The sequence below is a fragment of the Radiobacillus deserti genome, assembly GCF_007301515.1.
GTDB lineage: Bacteria > Bacillota > Bacilli > Bacillales > Amphibacillaceae > Radiobacillus > Radiobacillus deserti.
This window is the reverse complement of the sequence record NZ_CP041666.1, coordinates 3,601,202-3,615,398: the sequence shown is the minus strand read 5'-3', so window position 1 is coordinate 3,615,398 and position 14,197 is coordinate 3,601,202. Positions and strand designations below refer to the sequence as shown.

15 protein-coding genes are annotated in these 14,197 nt (G+C 36.2%); 14 read left to right on the top strand and 1 reads right to left on the bottom strand.

What is annotated here, in order from left to right:
- The first annotated feature begins 579 nt into the window (after positions 1-579).
- The 12 genes from rpmH to FN924_RS18700 all read left to right on the top strand — a co-directional run bounded on the left by rpmH (position 580) and on the right by FN924_RS18700 (position 11,531).
- Entirely contained in the window at positions 580-714 is a 135-nt protein-coding gene (gene rpmH / locus FN924_RS18755) for a 50S ribosomal protein L34 (protein ID WP_069717992.1), read from the top strand.
- Positions 715-932: 218 nt separating this feature from the next.
- A complete protein-coding gene (gene rnpA, locus FN924_RS18750; protein ID WP_143897057.1) occupies positions 933-1,292 on the top strand; it encodes a ribonuclease P protein component in 360 nt (119 codons plus the stop codon).
- Positions 1,293-1,362: 70 nt separating this feature from the next.
- Positions 1,363-2,136, top strand: coding sequence for a YidC family membrane integrase SpoIIIJ (gene spoIIIJ / locus FN924_RS18745; RefSeq protein WP_143897056.1), 774 nt, complete (start codon positions 1,363-1,365; stop codon positions 2,134-2,136).
- Positions 2,133-2,750, top strand: coding sequence for an RNA-binding cell elongation regulator Jag/EloR (jag, locus tag FN924_RS18740; RefSeq protein ID WP_143897055.1), 618 nt, complete (start codon positions 2,133-2,135; stop codon positions 2,748-2,750). Before spoIIIJ ends, jag begins: the two co-directional genes overlap by 4 nt.
- Positions 2,751-3,000: 250 nt before the next feature.
- A complete protein-coding gene (gene mnmE, locus FN924_RS18735) occupies positions 3,001-4,377 on the top strand; it encodes a tRNA uridine-5-carboxymethylaminomethyl(34) synthesis GTPase MnmE (RefSeq protein ID WP_143897054.1) in 1,377 nt (458 codons plus the stop codon).
- A 28-nt stretch (positions 4,378-4,405) separates the two neighbouring features.
- The gene (gene mnmG / locus FN924_RS18730; RefSeq protein WP_143897053.1) at positions 4,406-6,295 is read left to right on the top strand and encodes a tRNA uridine-5-carboxymethylaminomethyl(34) synthesis enzyme MnmG; all 1,890 of its coding nucleotides are present in this window, start codon (positions 4,406-4,408) and stop codon (positions 6,293-6,295) included.
- Between the two features lie 15 nt (positions 6,296-6,310).
- Positions 6,311-7,024, top strand: a complete 714-nt coding sequence (gene rsmG, locus FN924_RS18725) for a 16S rRNA (guanine(527)-N(7))-methyltransferase RsmG (RefSeq protein ID WP_143897052.1) — start codon at positions 6,311-6,313, stop codon at positions 7,022-7,024.
- 140 nt (positions 7,025-7,164) lie between these two features.
- On the top strand, positions 7,165-7,725 hold the full coding sequence (locus tag FN924_RS18720; protein ID WP_143897051.1) for a DEAD/DEAH box helicase family protein: 561 nt from the start codon (positions 7,165-7,167) through the stop codon (positions 7,723-7,725).
- 234 nt (positions 7,726-7,959) lie between these two features.
- Positions 7,960-8,817: a nucleoid occlusion protein gene (gene noc, locus FN924_RS18715; RefSeq protein ID WP_143897050.1), complete on the top strand. Its 858-nt coding sequence runs from the start codon at positions 7,960-7,962 to the stop codon at positions 8,815-8,817.
- A 301-nt stretch (positions 8,818-9,118) separates the two neighbouring features.
- Positions 9,119-9,904 (top strand): ParA family protein, encoded by a 786-nt coding sequence (locus FN924_RS18710; RefSeq protein ID WP_143897049.1) that lies wholly within the window; start codon positions 9,119-9,121, stop codon positions 9,902-9,904.
- Positions 9,873-10,721, top strand: a complete 849-nt coding sequence (locus FN924_RS18705; RefSeq protein WP_143897048.1) for a ParB/RepB/Spo0J family partition protein — start codon at positions 9,873-9,875, stop codon at positions 10,719-10,721. Before FN924_RS18710 ends, FN924_RS18705 begins: the two co-directional genes overlap by 32 nt.
- 105 nt (positions 10,722-10,826) lie before the next feature.
- Complete coding sequence (locus tag FN924_RS18700) at positions 10,827-11,531, top strand: DUF554 domain-containing protein (protein ID WP_143897297.1); 705 nt, start codon at positions 10,827-10,829, stop codon at positions 11,529-11,531.
- Between the two features lie 26 nt (positions 11,532-11,557).
- On the opposite strand, the gene yyaC is transcribed toward FN924_RS18700, so the two are convergent.
- A complete protein-coding gene (gene yyaC, locus FN924_RS18695) occupies positions 11,558-12,157 on the bottom strand; it encodes a spore protease YyaC (protein WP_407692026.1) in 600 nt (199 codons plus the stop codon).
- 99 nt (positions 12,158-12,256) lie between these two features.
- Between yyaC and FN924_RS18690 the strand changes: the two genes are divergently transcribed.
- A complete protein-coding gene (locus tag FN924_RS18690) occupies positions 12,257-13,282 on the top strand; it encodes a YkvI family membrane protein (protein ID WP_143897046.1) in 1,026 nt (341 codons plus the stop codon).
- The gene (locus FN924_RS18685; protein WP_228409517.1) at positions 13,279-14,193 is read left to right on the top strand and encodes a mechanosensitive ion channel family protein; all 915 of its coding nucleotides are present in this window, start codon (positions 13,279-13,281) and stop codon (positions 14,191-14,193) included. The genes FN924_RS18690 and FN924_RS18685 overlap by 4 nt, the downstream gene beginning before the upstream one ends.
- Positions 14,194-14,197 lie beyond the last annotated feature (4 nt).

The window sequence follows — 14,197 nt, the reverse complement described above, 5'->3', positions numbered from 1 at the left end:
TCGAGGGACACCCCTTTCGCTAGGTTAAGTATAGGAAATAAAAAACCTCTCGCAATCTTTCGAATGAATAAAATAGGAAAGATCGAAAGGTACATACGAAAAAAAAGAATGTGGATAAAATTATATAATAACTAATAGGGTCGTATCCATTTATAACAATTTTCCACAGGTTTGTTGATAATGTTGCAAACAGGGATGTGTGTAAATGTCCACACCTTATCCACAGTCTGTGGATAATATTATAAATGGATGAGGTTTTTTCACTGTTAAAACACAAATATAATACCAAATAAATACTGATGTTGCAACGGTTTTTCGACAGTTATCCACATTAACTACAGGTTGTAGACAGAAACTATCCACAATACTATATTTTGTTATTAATTTGTCGATAAGTGTTGTGGAAAGTCGATTGTGGATAATCAACATGTAAACAGGAGCTGTGGATATCTGTGGATAGTTCAAGAATGAGGAGACACACCTCGAAACTTAGTTGACATTGGGATGGTGTATTACTTATAATATATTGGACTGTCTTTTATATAATTGATTTTTAATTCCTCAGGGAGGTGTATATAAATGAAACGTACATTTCAACCTAATAATCGTAAACGTAAAAAAGTACATGGTTTTCGTTCACGTATGAGCACTAAAAACGGTAGAAAAGTTTTAGCGCGTCGTCGTCGTAAAGGAAGAAAAGTATTATCTGCATAGGCCACTGAACACTGTCAGTGGTCTTTTTCACGTAAGGAAAGTATAAAAAGCTAGGCTAAGTAGAAACTTTTGAAGAACCCTTAGTCTTATTTTATGTTGAAGTAATGGCGATCCAGCGCTGGGTCGCTTCTATATAGAAGATAGTAGGACTGTTGAAATACCTTTTATCCAGTTGGGGACAAGGGTTGTATTCTCATGGATTTGGAGGGAATCTTCCCATGAAAAAGGCATATCGTATGAAAAAAAATGAAGAATTTCAGCTGGTATTTAAAAAAGGAAAGTCCTTTGCTAATCGCCAGCTGGTTCTTTACTATTTACCAAAAGATAATCAAGAACATTTTCGTATAGGGCTTTCCGTTAGTAAAAAAGTTGGAAATGCCGTAGAGAGGAATCAAATCAAAAGATATATAAGACAAGCTTTTCTTGAATTAGAAGATCAGGTACAACCTCATTATGATTTAATCATTATTGCTAGGAAACCTGTTCTAGATATGGACTTTCACCAAGTGAAAAATAGTTTAATGCATGTTTTAACTAAATCTAAAATACTATATAAAAAAAGTAGAAATAAAAAATAGAACTAAAGCTTGAAGAAATGGTAAAATACATACAACAGGTAGCTTTTATAGGAAGTAAGGAGGAAGAACATTGCGTAAAAAGGTCATCCTGACAGCGGCCTTAATAGGATTGCTAGTGTTACTAGCAGGTTGCGGACAGATTAATGAAGACATTACGAGTGACAGCACAGGCTTTTGGAACGTTTATTTTGTGTATCCTTTATCCTGGTTAATTACTTACTTTGCTGAATTATTTGGAAATGACTACGGTTTATCGATTGTAGTTGTTACAATATTGATTCGATCAGCTTTATTACCTTTGAACATTAAACAATTAAAAAGTTCAAAAGCAATGCAAGAAATTCAACCACAAATTACAGAATTAAAACAAAAATACAGCTCAAAAGATGCAAAAACCCAACAAAAATTACAACAAGAAACGATGGCATTGTTCCAAAAAAATGGTGTTAATCCGATGGCAGGCTGCTTGCCAATTTTAGTTCAAATGCCCATCTTGATTGCATTTTATCATGCTATTATGCGGACAGCTGAAATTGAAAAACATGAATTTTTATGGTTCCAATTGGGACAACCTGATCCGTATTTCATCTTACCAATAGTTGCGGCGGGTGCTACGTTCCTTCAGCAAAAGCTTATGATGGCAGGTATGTCTAATCAAAGTAACAACATGATGCCGCAGATGACCATGATGTTATATATGATGCCAATTATGATTGGGGTTACAGCTATCTTCTTCCCATCGGCTTTAGCATTGTACTGGGTAGTTGGGAACATTTTCATGGTAGCTCAAACGGTGTTTATTAGAAGACCTATGATGAAAGATGCGGGAGGAAATGAAAAGTGAGACAGATAACTGCTACTGGTCAAACAGTTGATGATGCGGTCCAATCAGCATTGCAGCAGTTAAACACAACAAGAGACCAAGTCAATATTGAAATTATTGATGAAGGGAAAAAAGGGATTTTAGGATTGTTTGGTTCTAAAAGAGCAATTGTAAAAGTCACTTTAGCTCCTAGTCATTTGAAGGTTGCCGAAACGTATTTACAAGATATTGCACGCCATATGGGTGTTGACGTAAAGGTAACGACAACAACGGTACAAAACACCATTACGTTTGATCTTTCCGGAGATAAGATTGCTTTATTAATAGGAAAAAGAGGACAAACATTAAATGGCATTCAATATTTATTGCAGTTAATTGTTAATCGGAATGCAAAGGATTATTATACGGTAGTAGTAGATGCAGAAGGATATCGGGATCGTAGAAAACAAACGTTAGAAACATTAGCAAATCGAATGGCGGAAAAGGCAATTTCAACTAGACGTTCTGTAACGTTAGAACCAATGCCATCGTATGAAAGAAAAGTGATTCACACAGCTTTACAGGATCGGACGGATATTTCGACTTCTTCGGAAGGAACGGAGCCTAACCGTCACGTAGTTATTCATTCCTCATAAAAGTGCTAAAAACTCCCTTTGGGGAGTTTTTTTATGTCTTCTGTTTGTGTAGAAAAATACTTGGTGTGGATAATCTGCAAGCAAATAAGTTATTCACATGTGGATAAGGGTGATAAAATAGAGGAGGTATCCTTTTGTGGATATCTTTCAAAAAGCAAAAACTTGTGGTATTCTATGAAGTTAGTGACAAAATAATGTGTATAACCAGTAACGATTATATAGATAAAGTAAGAGTCATGGAGGTGAGCAGGTGAATACAGATACAATTACCGCGATATCCACTCCAATTGGAGAAGGGGCCATAGCGATTGTACGCTTGAGTGGACAAGAGGCTGTAGAAATTGCAACAAGGCTATTTGATGGGAAGAGATTAACGGATGTTGAGTCTCATACGATACATTACGGTAAACTGATTGATCCTCGTACAAATGAAGTGGTAGAGGAAGTAATGGTAACAGTGATGAGAGGGCCGAAGACATTCACACGTGAAGATGTAGTGGAAATCAATTGCCATGGTGGTCTTGTATCCGTAAACCGTGTATTAGAACTTGTACTAGCGAATGGAGCAAGACTTGCGGAGCCCGGTGAATTTACAAAGCGTGCTTTTTTAAATGGAAGAATTGATTTATCCCAAGCGGAAGCGGTTATGGATTTGATTCGGGCAAAAACGGATAGAGCGATGAACGTAGCTTTAAAACAAATGGATGGCCGTTTATCTGGATTGATTCAAAATTTGCGCCAAAAACTTATCGAAACGGTTGCGCATGTGGAAGTGAATATCGATTATCCAGAGTATGATGATGTGGAAGAAATGTCGCATGAGATGATGAAGGAGAAGACGAAGGAAGTTTATGAAGAAATAGAGCGATTATTACAAATGGCTAAACAGGGTAAAATATTGAGAGAAGGTTTAGCAACGGCGATTATCGGACGACCTAATGTAGGAAAATCCTCTTTGATGAATGCGCTTGTTCATGAAAATAAAGCCATTGTAACGGACATCCCAGGAACAACAAGAGATACAATAGAAGAGTATGTGAATGTAAGAGGGGTTCCGTTAAGACTTGTCGATACAGCGGGGATTCGAGAGACAGAAGATATCGTGGAACGTATGGGTGTTGATCGATCTCGAAAAGTATTGAAGGAATCAGATTTAATCTTAATGGTTCTTAACTATAGTGATGAACTAACAGAAGAAGATAAACAACTTTTTAAGGCTGCAGAGGGTCTCGAAAAAATTGTTATATTGAACAAAACAGATCTTCCAAGAAAGATTAACTTAGAAGAGGTAGATGGATTAGCAGAAGGTAATCCAGTTATTACAACTTCGATTATTGAAGAGAAAGGCATTGATGAACTAGAAGAGGCTATTGCTAAGACCTTCTTCGAAGGGGATTTGGATGCAGGCGATTTAACTTATGTATCAAATGTAAGACATATACAGCTTCTGAAACAATCGTTGCAAGCGTTAGAAGATGCTATGACGGGAATGGAATCTGGAATGCCAATTGACCTTGTACAAATCGATGTAACAAGAACGTGGGAGCTACTCGGAGAAATAATCGGCGATACGGTACATGAAAGTCTGATCGACCAACTATTCTCTCAATTCTGTCTTGGAAAATAGCAGAGATATTAGAAAAGGAGAATTTAACATGACTTATGAAGCAGGGACATATGACGTCATTGTCATCGGTGCTGGTCACGCAGGAGTTGAAGCAGCTTATGCTTCCGCAAAACGTGGTGCTAATACTTTAATGCTATCCCTAAATCTAGATATGATTGCATTTATGCCTTGTAATCCTTCCGTAGGTGGACCAGCAAAAGGCGTAGTCGTTCGTGAAATAGATGCATTAGGCGGCCTGATGGGACGTGTAATCGACAAAACACACATTCAAATGCGGATGTTAAATACAGGGAAAGGTCCTGCTGTGAGAGCGTTACGTGCACAAGCGGATAAACCACTGTACGTGCAAGAAATGAAGAGACTTTTAGAAAATGAAACGAATTTAACGATGCGTCAAGGGATGGTTAACGAATTATTAATAGAAAATGGAGAATGTAAAGGGGTTATCACGGAGACAAAAGCAGTGTACCGTGCGAAAGCAGTAGTCATCACTACTGGCACCTTTATGCGTGGACGTGTCATTATTGGTGATTTATCCTATGAAAGTGGACCAAACAACCAAAGAGCATCAGTAAAGCTATCGGAACACTTAGAACAACTTGGCTTTGAATTGGTTCGTTTTAAAACAGGTACACCACCTCGAGTGAACAGTCATACGATTGATTATTCAAAAACAGAGATTCAACCAGGCGATGAAGAGCCAAGAGCATTTTCTTATGAAACTACAGAGTTTATAACAGATCAAATTCCTTGCTGGCTCACGTACACGAATGAATTTACACATAAAATTATTGATGAAAACCTTGGGTTATCTGCTATGTATTCAGGAATGATTAAAGGGACAGGGCCAAGATATTGTCCTTCCATTGAAGATAAGGTTGTCCGCTTTAACGATAAACCGCGCCATCAAATTTTTCTAGAGCCAGAAGGACGCAATACAGAAGAAGTTTACGTTCAAGGCCTTTCTACCTCATTACCTGAATTTGTTCAACATGACATGGTACGTTCTATTGCCGGCTTAGAAAACGCAGAAATTATGAGAGCGGGTTATGCCATTGAATATGATGCGGTAGTTCCAACACAATTATGGCCAACATTAGAGACGAAAAAAATACCAGGCCTGTTCACTGCAGGACAAATTAACGGCACGTCTGGCTATGAAGAAGCGGCTGGACAAGGAATCATGGCGGGCATCAATGCTGCATCTAAAGCACTTGATAAAGAATCTGTGATTTTAGATCGTTCCCAAGCGTATATCGGTGTATTAATTGATGACTTAGTAACAAAAGGAACAAATGAGCCTTATCGTTTACTTACATCAAGAGCTGAATATCGACTATTGTTGCGTCATGATAATGCGGATTTAAGATTAACGGATATTGGCTATGATATTGGATTAATTAGTGAAGAACGTTACGAAAGGTTCCAAGAAAAGAAACGGTTGATAGAAGAAGAGAAAAAACGTCTTCAAAAAGAAACGGTTAAGCCTGATGACCATGTATTATCTATTATGGAAGAAGCGGGTGCAGCACGGTTAAAAGAACCGACAAAAGCTTATGAATTGCTAAGAAGACCTGAAATTAAATATGACATGATTGAGCGAATTACTGCACCAGAAAAGGATCTTCCCATGGACGTAAAAGAGCAAGTAGAAATTCAGGTGAAATATCAAGGGTATATTGAAAAATCCAATCAACAAGTGGATCGTATGAAAAAGATGGAAGATAAAAAAATACCAGAGGATATTGATTATGATGCAATCGGTGGTATTGCAACGGAAGCGAGAGAAAAACTAAAGAAAGTTCGTCCATTATCGGTGGGCCAGGCTTCTAGAATTTCCGGAGTTAATCCAGCCGACGTATCCATCTTATTAGTCTATATTGAACAAGGGAACATTGCTAAAGTATCGAATGAGTAATGAAAGGAATACGGTATGAACATAGAGACCTTTCTAAATGAATTAAAACTAAGAGGCTTAGACGTTAATGCGAAGCAACGAGAGCAATTTCATATTTATTTTAAAACACTTGTGGAATGGAATGAAAAAATGAATTTAACAGCTATTACGGAAGAAGAAGAGGTGTACGCAAAACATTTCTTCGATTCCATTTCAGCTGGCTTTTATTTTGATTTTAATCGTCCTTTACGAGTATGTGATGTAGGTGCGGGGGCTGGATTTCCGAGCCTTCCATTAAAAATCATGTTTCCCGAATTAAAAGTAACTATCGTAGATTCGCTGCAAAAGAGGATTACATTTTTGAATCATCTTGCCAATCAATTAGGATTAGAAGAGGTAGCGTTCTATCACGATCGAGCGGAGTTATTCGGGAGAAATGAAAGGTTTAGGGAATCCTTTGACGTTGTGATGGCGCGAGCGGTTGCACGTTTGTCCGTATTATCGGAATTATGCCTTCCACTAGTTAAGAAACCAGGTGCTTTTATCGCAATGAAAGGACCAAGTATTTCCCAAGAAATAGAGGAATCACAAAGTGCATTAGAACTATTAGGAGGAAAGCTTGAAAAAGTAGAGACTTTTCAGCTTCCAGAGGAAAATGGGGAAAGAAATATTGCGATTATCCAGAAAACGAAAAAAACCCCGAAAAAATTTCCTAGAAAACCAGGTGTTCCGAATAAACAGCCTTTATAAGATGAAAGCCTTCTTTTTACGTAAAAAGAAGGCTTTTTTAGGTACAAAAAAGAATTATTATTACTATAGTATAAGAGGGATGAGAACAAACCATTTTTTCGTTAAAACTCCTAAATAAATGGAAGGGGTGAAGGTTATAAATGAAATTAATATTTTTATTTGGTCCACAAGCTGTAGGAAAAATGACTGTAGGACAAGAGCTTGCAAAAATAACAGATCTTAAACTATTTCATAATCATATGACCATAGATCTCGTGCACCAATTTTTCGATTTTGATTCTCCTTCTCTATGGAGATTAGTAGATGTATTCCGATTTGAAATGTTCAAGGAAGTGGCTACAAGTAACCAAGCAGGTATTATTTTTACATATGTATGGGCCTTTGATCAAGAAAAGGATTGGGAATTTTTAGGAAAGGTAAAAGAAATATTTGAATCCAATGGTGCAGATGTGTATATGGTTGAGCTTGAAGCTGATTTAAAGGAACGGTTGGTTCGAAATAAGAGTGAGCATCGGCTTGTGCACAAGCCAACAAAACGAAATATTCAACAGTCTGAACAAAATTTACAAGAAACAATGGAGAAACATCGATTAAATTCATTGGAGAATGAAATTATACATCCAAATTATCTACGAATAAATAATACAAATTTATCAGCGAAAGAAACAGCCCTTCAAATTAAAAAGAAGTTCCTTTTATAGATTAATACTAGATAACTATGAACTTTTACCTATAATAATATTTTTTGTGTTCGAATCAATTACTTTTATACCCGTATATATGATAAAATAAGGAAGTGAAATGATTCGATCCTTCTAAATCTATTTTTTCTGGAATGTAGTAGACTTTCTCATAGAGAGTATCTAAACATAATGTTTCACGTGAAACAATGAAAAATACTTAAGACTAGGATTGTAAGTAAGGTGGTGTAATTGATGAAACACCCTTTTGGTCGTTTATTCGGCACTGGAGATAAATCAGAGACAGAAGAGAAAAATGATTATCATCCAGATGAGGTCATTCATATTCCGGTTCGAGAGATTGAACCAAATCGATTTCAACCAAGATCCATTTTTAGTGATGAAAAAATAGCAGAATTAGCTCAAACAATCCGAACTCATGGAATCATTCAACCGATTGTAGTAAGGAAAATATCCCAAGAGAATGATGGGTATGAATTGATTGCAGGTGAACGAAGATGGAGAGCAGTTCAGTATTTAGAATGGGAAACTGTTCCGGCTATTATTCGTAATATGACGGATACGGAAACTGCTTCTGTTGCTCTTATAGAAAACCTGCAACGAGAAGAGTTGACGGTTATAGAAGAAGCAATGGCATACGGAAAACTACTAGAATTACATGGGTTAACACAAGAGGCTTTAGCACAAAGGCTAGGCAAGAGTCAGTCGACCATTGCGAATAAAATGAGACTATTAAAGTTACCAGAAGAGGTACAAGTTGCTTTGTTAGAAAAAAAGATAACAGAGCGTCATGCACGAGCATTAATCGTATTAAAAGATCCAGAAACGCAAGTGAAAATCTTGCAAGATATACTGGAAAAAGAACTAAATGTAAAACAAACAGAAGAGCGAATTGCGAAGCTTTTTGAAGATAAACCTAAAAAAAGAAAACCTAAGCTAAAAGGCTTTAACAAAGATATGAGAATTGCAATGAATACTATTAGGCAGTCTTTAAGCATGGTTTCAGATACGGGAATCGATTTAGAAACAGATGAAGAAGACTATGATGATTACTATCAAATTACGATAAAGATTCCAAAGAAGAAAACATAATAGGTTGTTGCCCCATCTTGTAACCCGAAGATGGGTCCTTTTTTGCCTTAAAAGAATGTCCTTTTGTATGTACAAGACATTCACTAGAGTGAAGGGATAGTTCTCTGATCTATGAGCAATTACTCGTATTGTTAAAATAGAAAATTACAAGAACTTATCTGCATCCTATTACATATTTGTTATAAATAACTACCAAATAAGTAGTAGAAAAGTACAGGATTTTATTAATTTGAAGAAAAATCGACCAAATACTAAAAAAAGTGATAAAATAAAAAGTAAAGTTAGTTAGGTAGGTGACACCATGGGCAAAGTAATCGCCATTGCAAATCAAAAGGGTGGCGTAGGAAAAACAACATCAGCAGTGAATCTTAGTTCCTGTTTAGCATACTTAAATCATAAAGTGCTTCTCGTAGACATTGACCCACAAGGAAATGCAACCAGTGGGGTAGGAATAAATAAAGCTGACATGGACCAATGTATCTACAATGTCTTAGTTGAGGACTTAGAAGCTGAGAAAGTGTGTGTTCCTACATCCGTAGAAAATTTAGATATTATCCCTGCTACTATCCAATTAGCAGGTGCTGAAATAGAATTAGTGCCTACGATTTCCCGTGAAGTACGCTTGAAAAAAGCAATTGATAGTATAAAAGACAACTATGAATTTATTATTATTGATTGTCCTCCTTCACTTGGGTTACTCACTATTAATTCTTTAACAGCTGCTGACACAGTATTGATACCTGTACAGTGTGAGTATTATGCATTAGAAGGGTTAAGCCAATTACTTAACACAATTAGATTAGTTCAAAAACACCTCAATAAACAACTGATGATAGAAGGTGTCCTGTTAACGATGTTAGATGCAAGAACAAATCTTGGGATTCAAGTGATTGAAGAAGTGAAGAAATATTTCCAAGATAAAGTCTATCAATCTATCATTCCAAGAAACATTCGTCTAGGAGAAGCACCAAGTCACGGACAACCTATCATTTTGTATGATCCAAAATCCCGCGGTGCCGAAGTATATCTTGAATTAGCAAAGGAAGTGATCGCCAATGGTAGCGAGAGGGTTGGGGAAAGGTATTAATGCTTTTTTTCCTGAACTAGAATCCGTTGATGAAGAATTGGTTCAAGAAGTTTCTGTTAAGGAATGTCGTCCAAATCCATATCAACCGAGAAAAACCTTTCATGCTGACGCGATTGAAGAATTAAAGGAATCCATTTTACAGCATGGAATACTACAACCTTTAATCGTAAGAAAAAGCATTAAAGGCTACGAAATTGTCGTTGGAGAAAGAAGATTCCGTGCATCTAAAGAAGCTGGACTAGAAAAAATTCCTGTCATTGTAAAAGATTTGACGGACGAGAATATGATGGAGTTGGCATTGTTAGAAAATCTTCAAAGGGAGGATTTAACACCTATTGAAGAAGCCTATGCATACTCTAATCTAATGAAAGAATTAAACGTAACACAAGAAGAATTGGCAAAAAGGTTAGGGAAAAGTAGACCCCATATCGCAAATCTAGTGCGTTTGTTAACCTTACCAGACCAAGTAAGTGCTTTAATCAATAGTGGAGAACTATCTATGGGACATGGAAGAGCTTTACTAGGATTAAAAGATAAATCTAAGATAGAAAAAGTGGTTGAAAAGATAAGAAAAGAAGGATTAAATGTTAGACAAGTTGAACAGCTCATTACTTCATTAAATGAAAATGCACCTCAGGAGAAGAAAAAGAAGGAAAAAATCAAAAAAGATATTTTCCTTGTAGAAAGAGAAAATCTCCTTCGAGAACAACTTGGTACGGGCGTTACTATTCATAAGGGAAAACGCAAAGGGAAAATTGAAATAGAATTTTTCTCTGATGAAGATTTAGAGAGAATTTTAGATTTATTTCATTCTTGAAATCCTGTCTGACTTTATTGTAATCAATAAAGTCAGGCTTTTTCTTTGACAAATAAGTCTATGTTTCACGTGAAACAATTTAATATAAATAATGGAGTTGTAGAAATGGCGTTACTTGGAACATTAATAAATGGAGCATGTATCTTACTTGGAACAGTTATTGGGTTGTTTTTTACAAAAATTCCAGAGAAAATGAAACAAACCATTATGAATGGGATTGGTTTAGCTGTTCTCTTAATTGGTATGCAGATGGCTTTTAAAACAGAAAATATTGTTATTGTCCTACTTAGTCTATTAACGGGTGCCATACTAGGAGAAGTTCTTCAACTAGATTCTAATTTGAATCGTTTTGGACAATGGGTAGAAACGAAATTCAAGTCAAAAAGCGAAGTGAGTGTAGCACAAGGCTTTATTACAGCTTCACTTATCTTTGTAGTAGGTGCCATGGCAGTTATTGGTGCGTTAGATAGTGGGTTAAGAGGAGATCATGAAGTTTTAATTACAAAGGGCATACTGGACGGTTTTGTCGCACTAGTTCTTACCACAACACTCGGCTTTGGAGTTGTTTTATCTGTTATTCCAGTTCTTCTCTATCAAGGAACAATTGCGTTACTAGCAACGAATATTCAACGAATGCTACCAGAAGAATTTATGGATATGTTTATTATTGAAATGACTGCAACCGGAGGGTTGTTAATCGTCGCCATAGGATTGAATCTATTGAAAATAACAGATATAAAAGTAGCCAATCTATTACCTTCTATTGTGATGGTTGCATTATTTATAGCGATATATCAAGCATGGTTTTGAAAGAATCTTCATTTGAAGATTCTTTTTTAAGGGGCTTTTTTAGTAGATGGAAGTTTTGGGTGTATTTTTTTCTCTAATGCTAGTAAATGATCTAAATAAGAAAGACTAGTTGCTAATTTTTGAGCCATCTCTAACACCTGGTGCAATCTAGTGTTCTGTAGAACAAGAAAATCCATATATCCACCAACATTTACAACACCGGATATGTGTGAATCGCCAACCTCAGGTAAGTCCTTTTTTAATGCAGCACCAGGTTTCAATGAACCTTGCCCCGCAATAATGTGTCCAATGGATTGCTTTTTCCCTAAACAAGCATCTACCGCAATAATGAAAGGGGAGGGATGTACCTTGTAAATGTATTGTAACTTCTCCTTTAAATTAACGGCATGTACTGGGTCTTTTAGCGTACCATATACAGATAAATGCCTTATTCCCTTTTCAAGCAATAGCGTACCTGTCAGAGGCCCTAAAGAATCACCAGTTGAACGATCTGTTCCGATACAAACAATTACTACTTCTGTATCTTTATTTAGCCGCCATTGATGGAGAGTCTTAGCTAACGTTAAGGAAAGGGAAGAATCATCATTAGAGAACACAACCCTTTTATTTTTTGAAAATCTGTTCATTAGATTCATAGCTTTTCCTCCAGTGACATATTCGTTATAGTATACGAATTTTTACAAGCTTCTATACATCGAAGAAACTAATTTAACTGGAGGAACGTTATGTGGAATTCAGGATTTAAATGGATGTTTTTAATAATTGGAACGATGATTGGCGCAGGATACGCTTCCGGTAGAGAACTGTGGCAATTTTTTGGTAAAGAAAGTGGACTTGCTATCCTGTTATTTACGATTTTTTTCACACTAAGCTGTTATGTTATTTTGCGAATTAGCTATGAAAATAAATCGTCTAACTATTTTCCTGTATTAGAAAAAATCGTTGGGAAAAAATTGAGTGCAATATATGATGGAATGATATTACTCTACTTATTTTCAACTACCGTTATCATGCTTGCGGGTAGTGGAGCCACACTTCACGCTTTTAACTTGCCAAATTGGTTTGGAATTTTATTTATTGCCTTACCATTAATACTTGTATTTATAAAAGATATAAATGGTGTTTTGTCATTGAACAGTTTTATTTTGCCACTATTAATTATGGGTCTTTTTAGCGTGCTTGTAATCTTTTCCTTACAGAATGATTTATCCTTCATTCCTGATTTAGCGAATCAACGGAATTGGACTGCTGCATTTCCTTTTACTGCACTAAATATCTTACCGTTAATCGCTGTATTAGGGGCAGTTGGAAATCAAGTAAAGGGAAAGGGTGAAATATGGATTGCTAGTCTCGGAAGTGGACTAGTTTTAGGAGTTATTTCTTATGTGTATAATAATAGCTTAGTGCAAATATCAGATGCTGTGCTTTTATATGAAATCCCATTATTTGCGATATTAAAGGATTACCCATATGTTATGTTTTTATTTATGTCTGCAATGTTGTGGTTAGCAATTTTTACAACCGCAGTATCTGGCACGTTAGGGTTAGTTACCCGTTTAAGAAACATTATTTCTGGTCCACTGTGGTTGTTAGCCCTTTTGACTATTCTATTGATGCTTCCACTAACCAATATCGGATTCTCAACGTTAATTGAATATCTTTACCCTTTATATGGTGTGTTGAACTTGTACGTGCTTTCCTCCATCCTTTTATACCCTATTGTTAATCGATACAAAGGATTAGAAAAATGATAGAATATATGTATGAGGTTGTAGCTGGATCTGAAAGTAACTTTCACAAGGAATGGAACGGATTCCTGCAAAAAGTAGTAGGGCCACAACTTTGGAAAGACTTGGGACAAGTTTTACTGCGTATTCTAATCATTGTCGTCATTGCCTCTGTTGTGATTAAATTAGGAAAGAATATCATAGAACGGTTATTTCGTAAAAGAGAGAAGGGACCGTTCAAAATTTCTGCTCGTAGAGAAAATACGTTAAAAAAATTAATTCACAATGCGCTCAACTATATTGTGTATTTTACTTCATTCATTATGATACTGGAGGCACTATCCATTCCGGTAGGTGCGTTATTAGCAGGTGCGGGCTTTGCTGGTTTAGCTATTGGCTTCGGAACACAAAATGTAGTAAAGGATTTAGTAACAGGATTTTTTATTATTTTTGAAGATCAGTTTTCCGTAGGGGATTATGTCCGTGTATCTGGGATTGAAGGGGAAGTCGATGAAATAGGTTTACGGACAACTAAGATAAGAAGCTGGACAGGAGAACTCCACATACTTCCGAATGGGAACATTACACAAATAACAAATTACTCGATCCATAATAGTATTGCGGTTGTCGATGTGAAAGTTCCTTATGAAACGGAGATTAATAAAGTGGATCGTCTTATCGAAGAGGTATTATGCGTTCTTCCAGCAAGGTATCCACAGATAGTTAGTCCCCCAGAATCACTTGGAATTCAATTGATTGATACTTCTCATGTTGTACTTAGAATTACCGCAGAGGTAAAACCGATGACGCATTGGGAAATATCGCGTATTATTAGAAAAGAGATTAAACATAAATTTGATGAAGAACAAATCGATATTCCTTATCCACGAATGGTTATGTATGCGCGAGAAAAGGAACAAAAGGAAGGTGAGTAGCCAT

Bases quoted from the DNA above. Each gene is read 5' to 3' on its own strand.
- noc (WP_143897050.1), top strand. From the start codon at position 7,960: ATGAAACACCCTTTTGGTCGTTTATTCGGCACTGGAGATAAATCAGAG.
- rnpA (WP_143897057.1), top strand. From the start codon at position 933: ATGAAAAAGGCATATCGTATGAAAAAAAATGAAGAATTTCAGCTGGTA.
- FN924_RS18690 (WP_143897046.1), top strand. From the start codon at position 12,257: ATGTGGAATTCAGGATTTAAATGGATGTTTTTAATAATTGGAACGATG.
- FN924_RS18710 (WP_143897049.1), top strand. From the start codon at position 9,119: ATGGGCAAAGTAATCGCCATTGCAAATCAAAAGGGTGGCGTAGGAAAA.
- FN924_RS18700 (WP_143897297.1), top strand. From the start codon at position 10,827: ATGGCGTTACTTGGAACATTAATAAATGGAGCATGTATCTTACTTGGA.
- rpmH (WP_069717992.1), top strand. From the start codon at position 580: ATGAAACGTACATTTCAACCTAATAATCGTAAACGTAAAAAAGTACAT.
- FN924_RS18705 (WP_143897048.1), top strand. From the start codon at position 9,873: ATGGTAGCGAGAGGGTTGGGGAAAGGTATTAATGCTTTTTTTCCTGAA.
- FN924_RS18720 (WP_143897051.1), top strand. From the start codon at position 7,165: ATGAAATTAATATTTTTATTTGGTCCACAAGCTGTAGGAAAAATGACT.
- yyaC (WP_407692026.1), bottom strand. From the start codon at position 12,157: ATGAACAGATTTTCAAAAAATAAAAGGGTTGTGTTCTCTAATGATGAT.
- FN924_RS18685 (WP_228409517.1), top strand. From the start codon at position 13,279: ATGATAGAATATATGTATGAGGTTGTAGCTGGATCTGAAAGTAACTTT.
- mnmG (WP_143897053.1), top strand. From the start codon at position 4,406: ATGACTTATGAAGCAGGGACATATGACGTCATTGTCATCGGTGCTGGT.
- rsmG (WP_143897052.1), top strand. From the start codon at position 6,311: ATGAACATAGAGACCTTTCTAAATGAATTAAAACTAAGAGGCTTAGAC.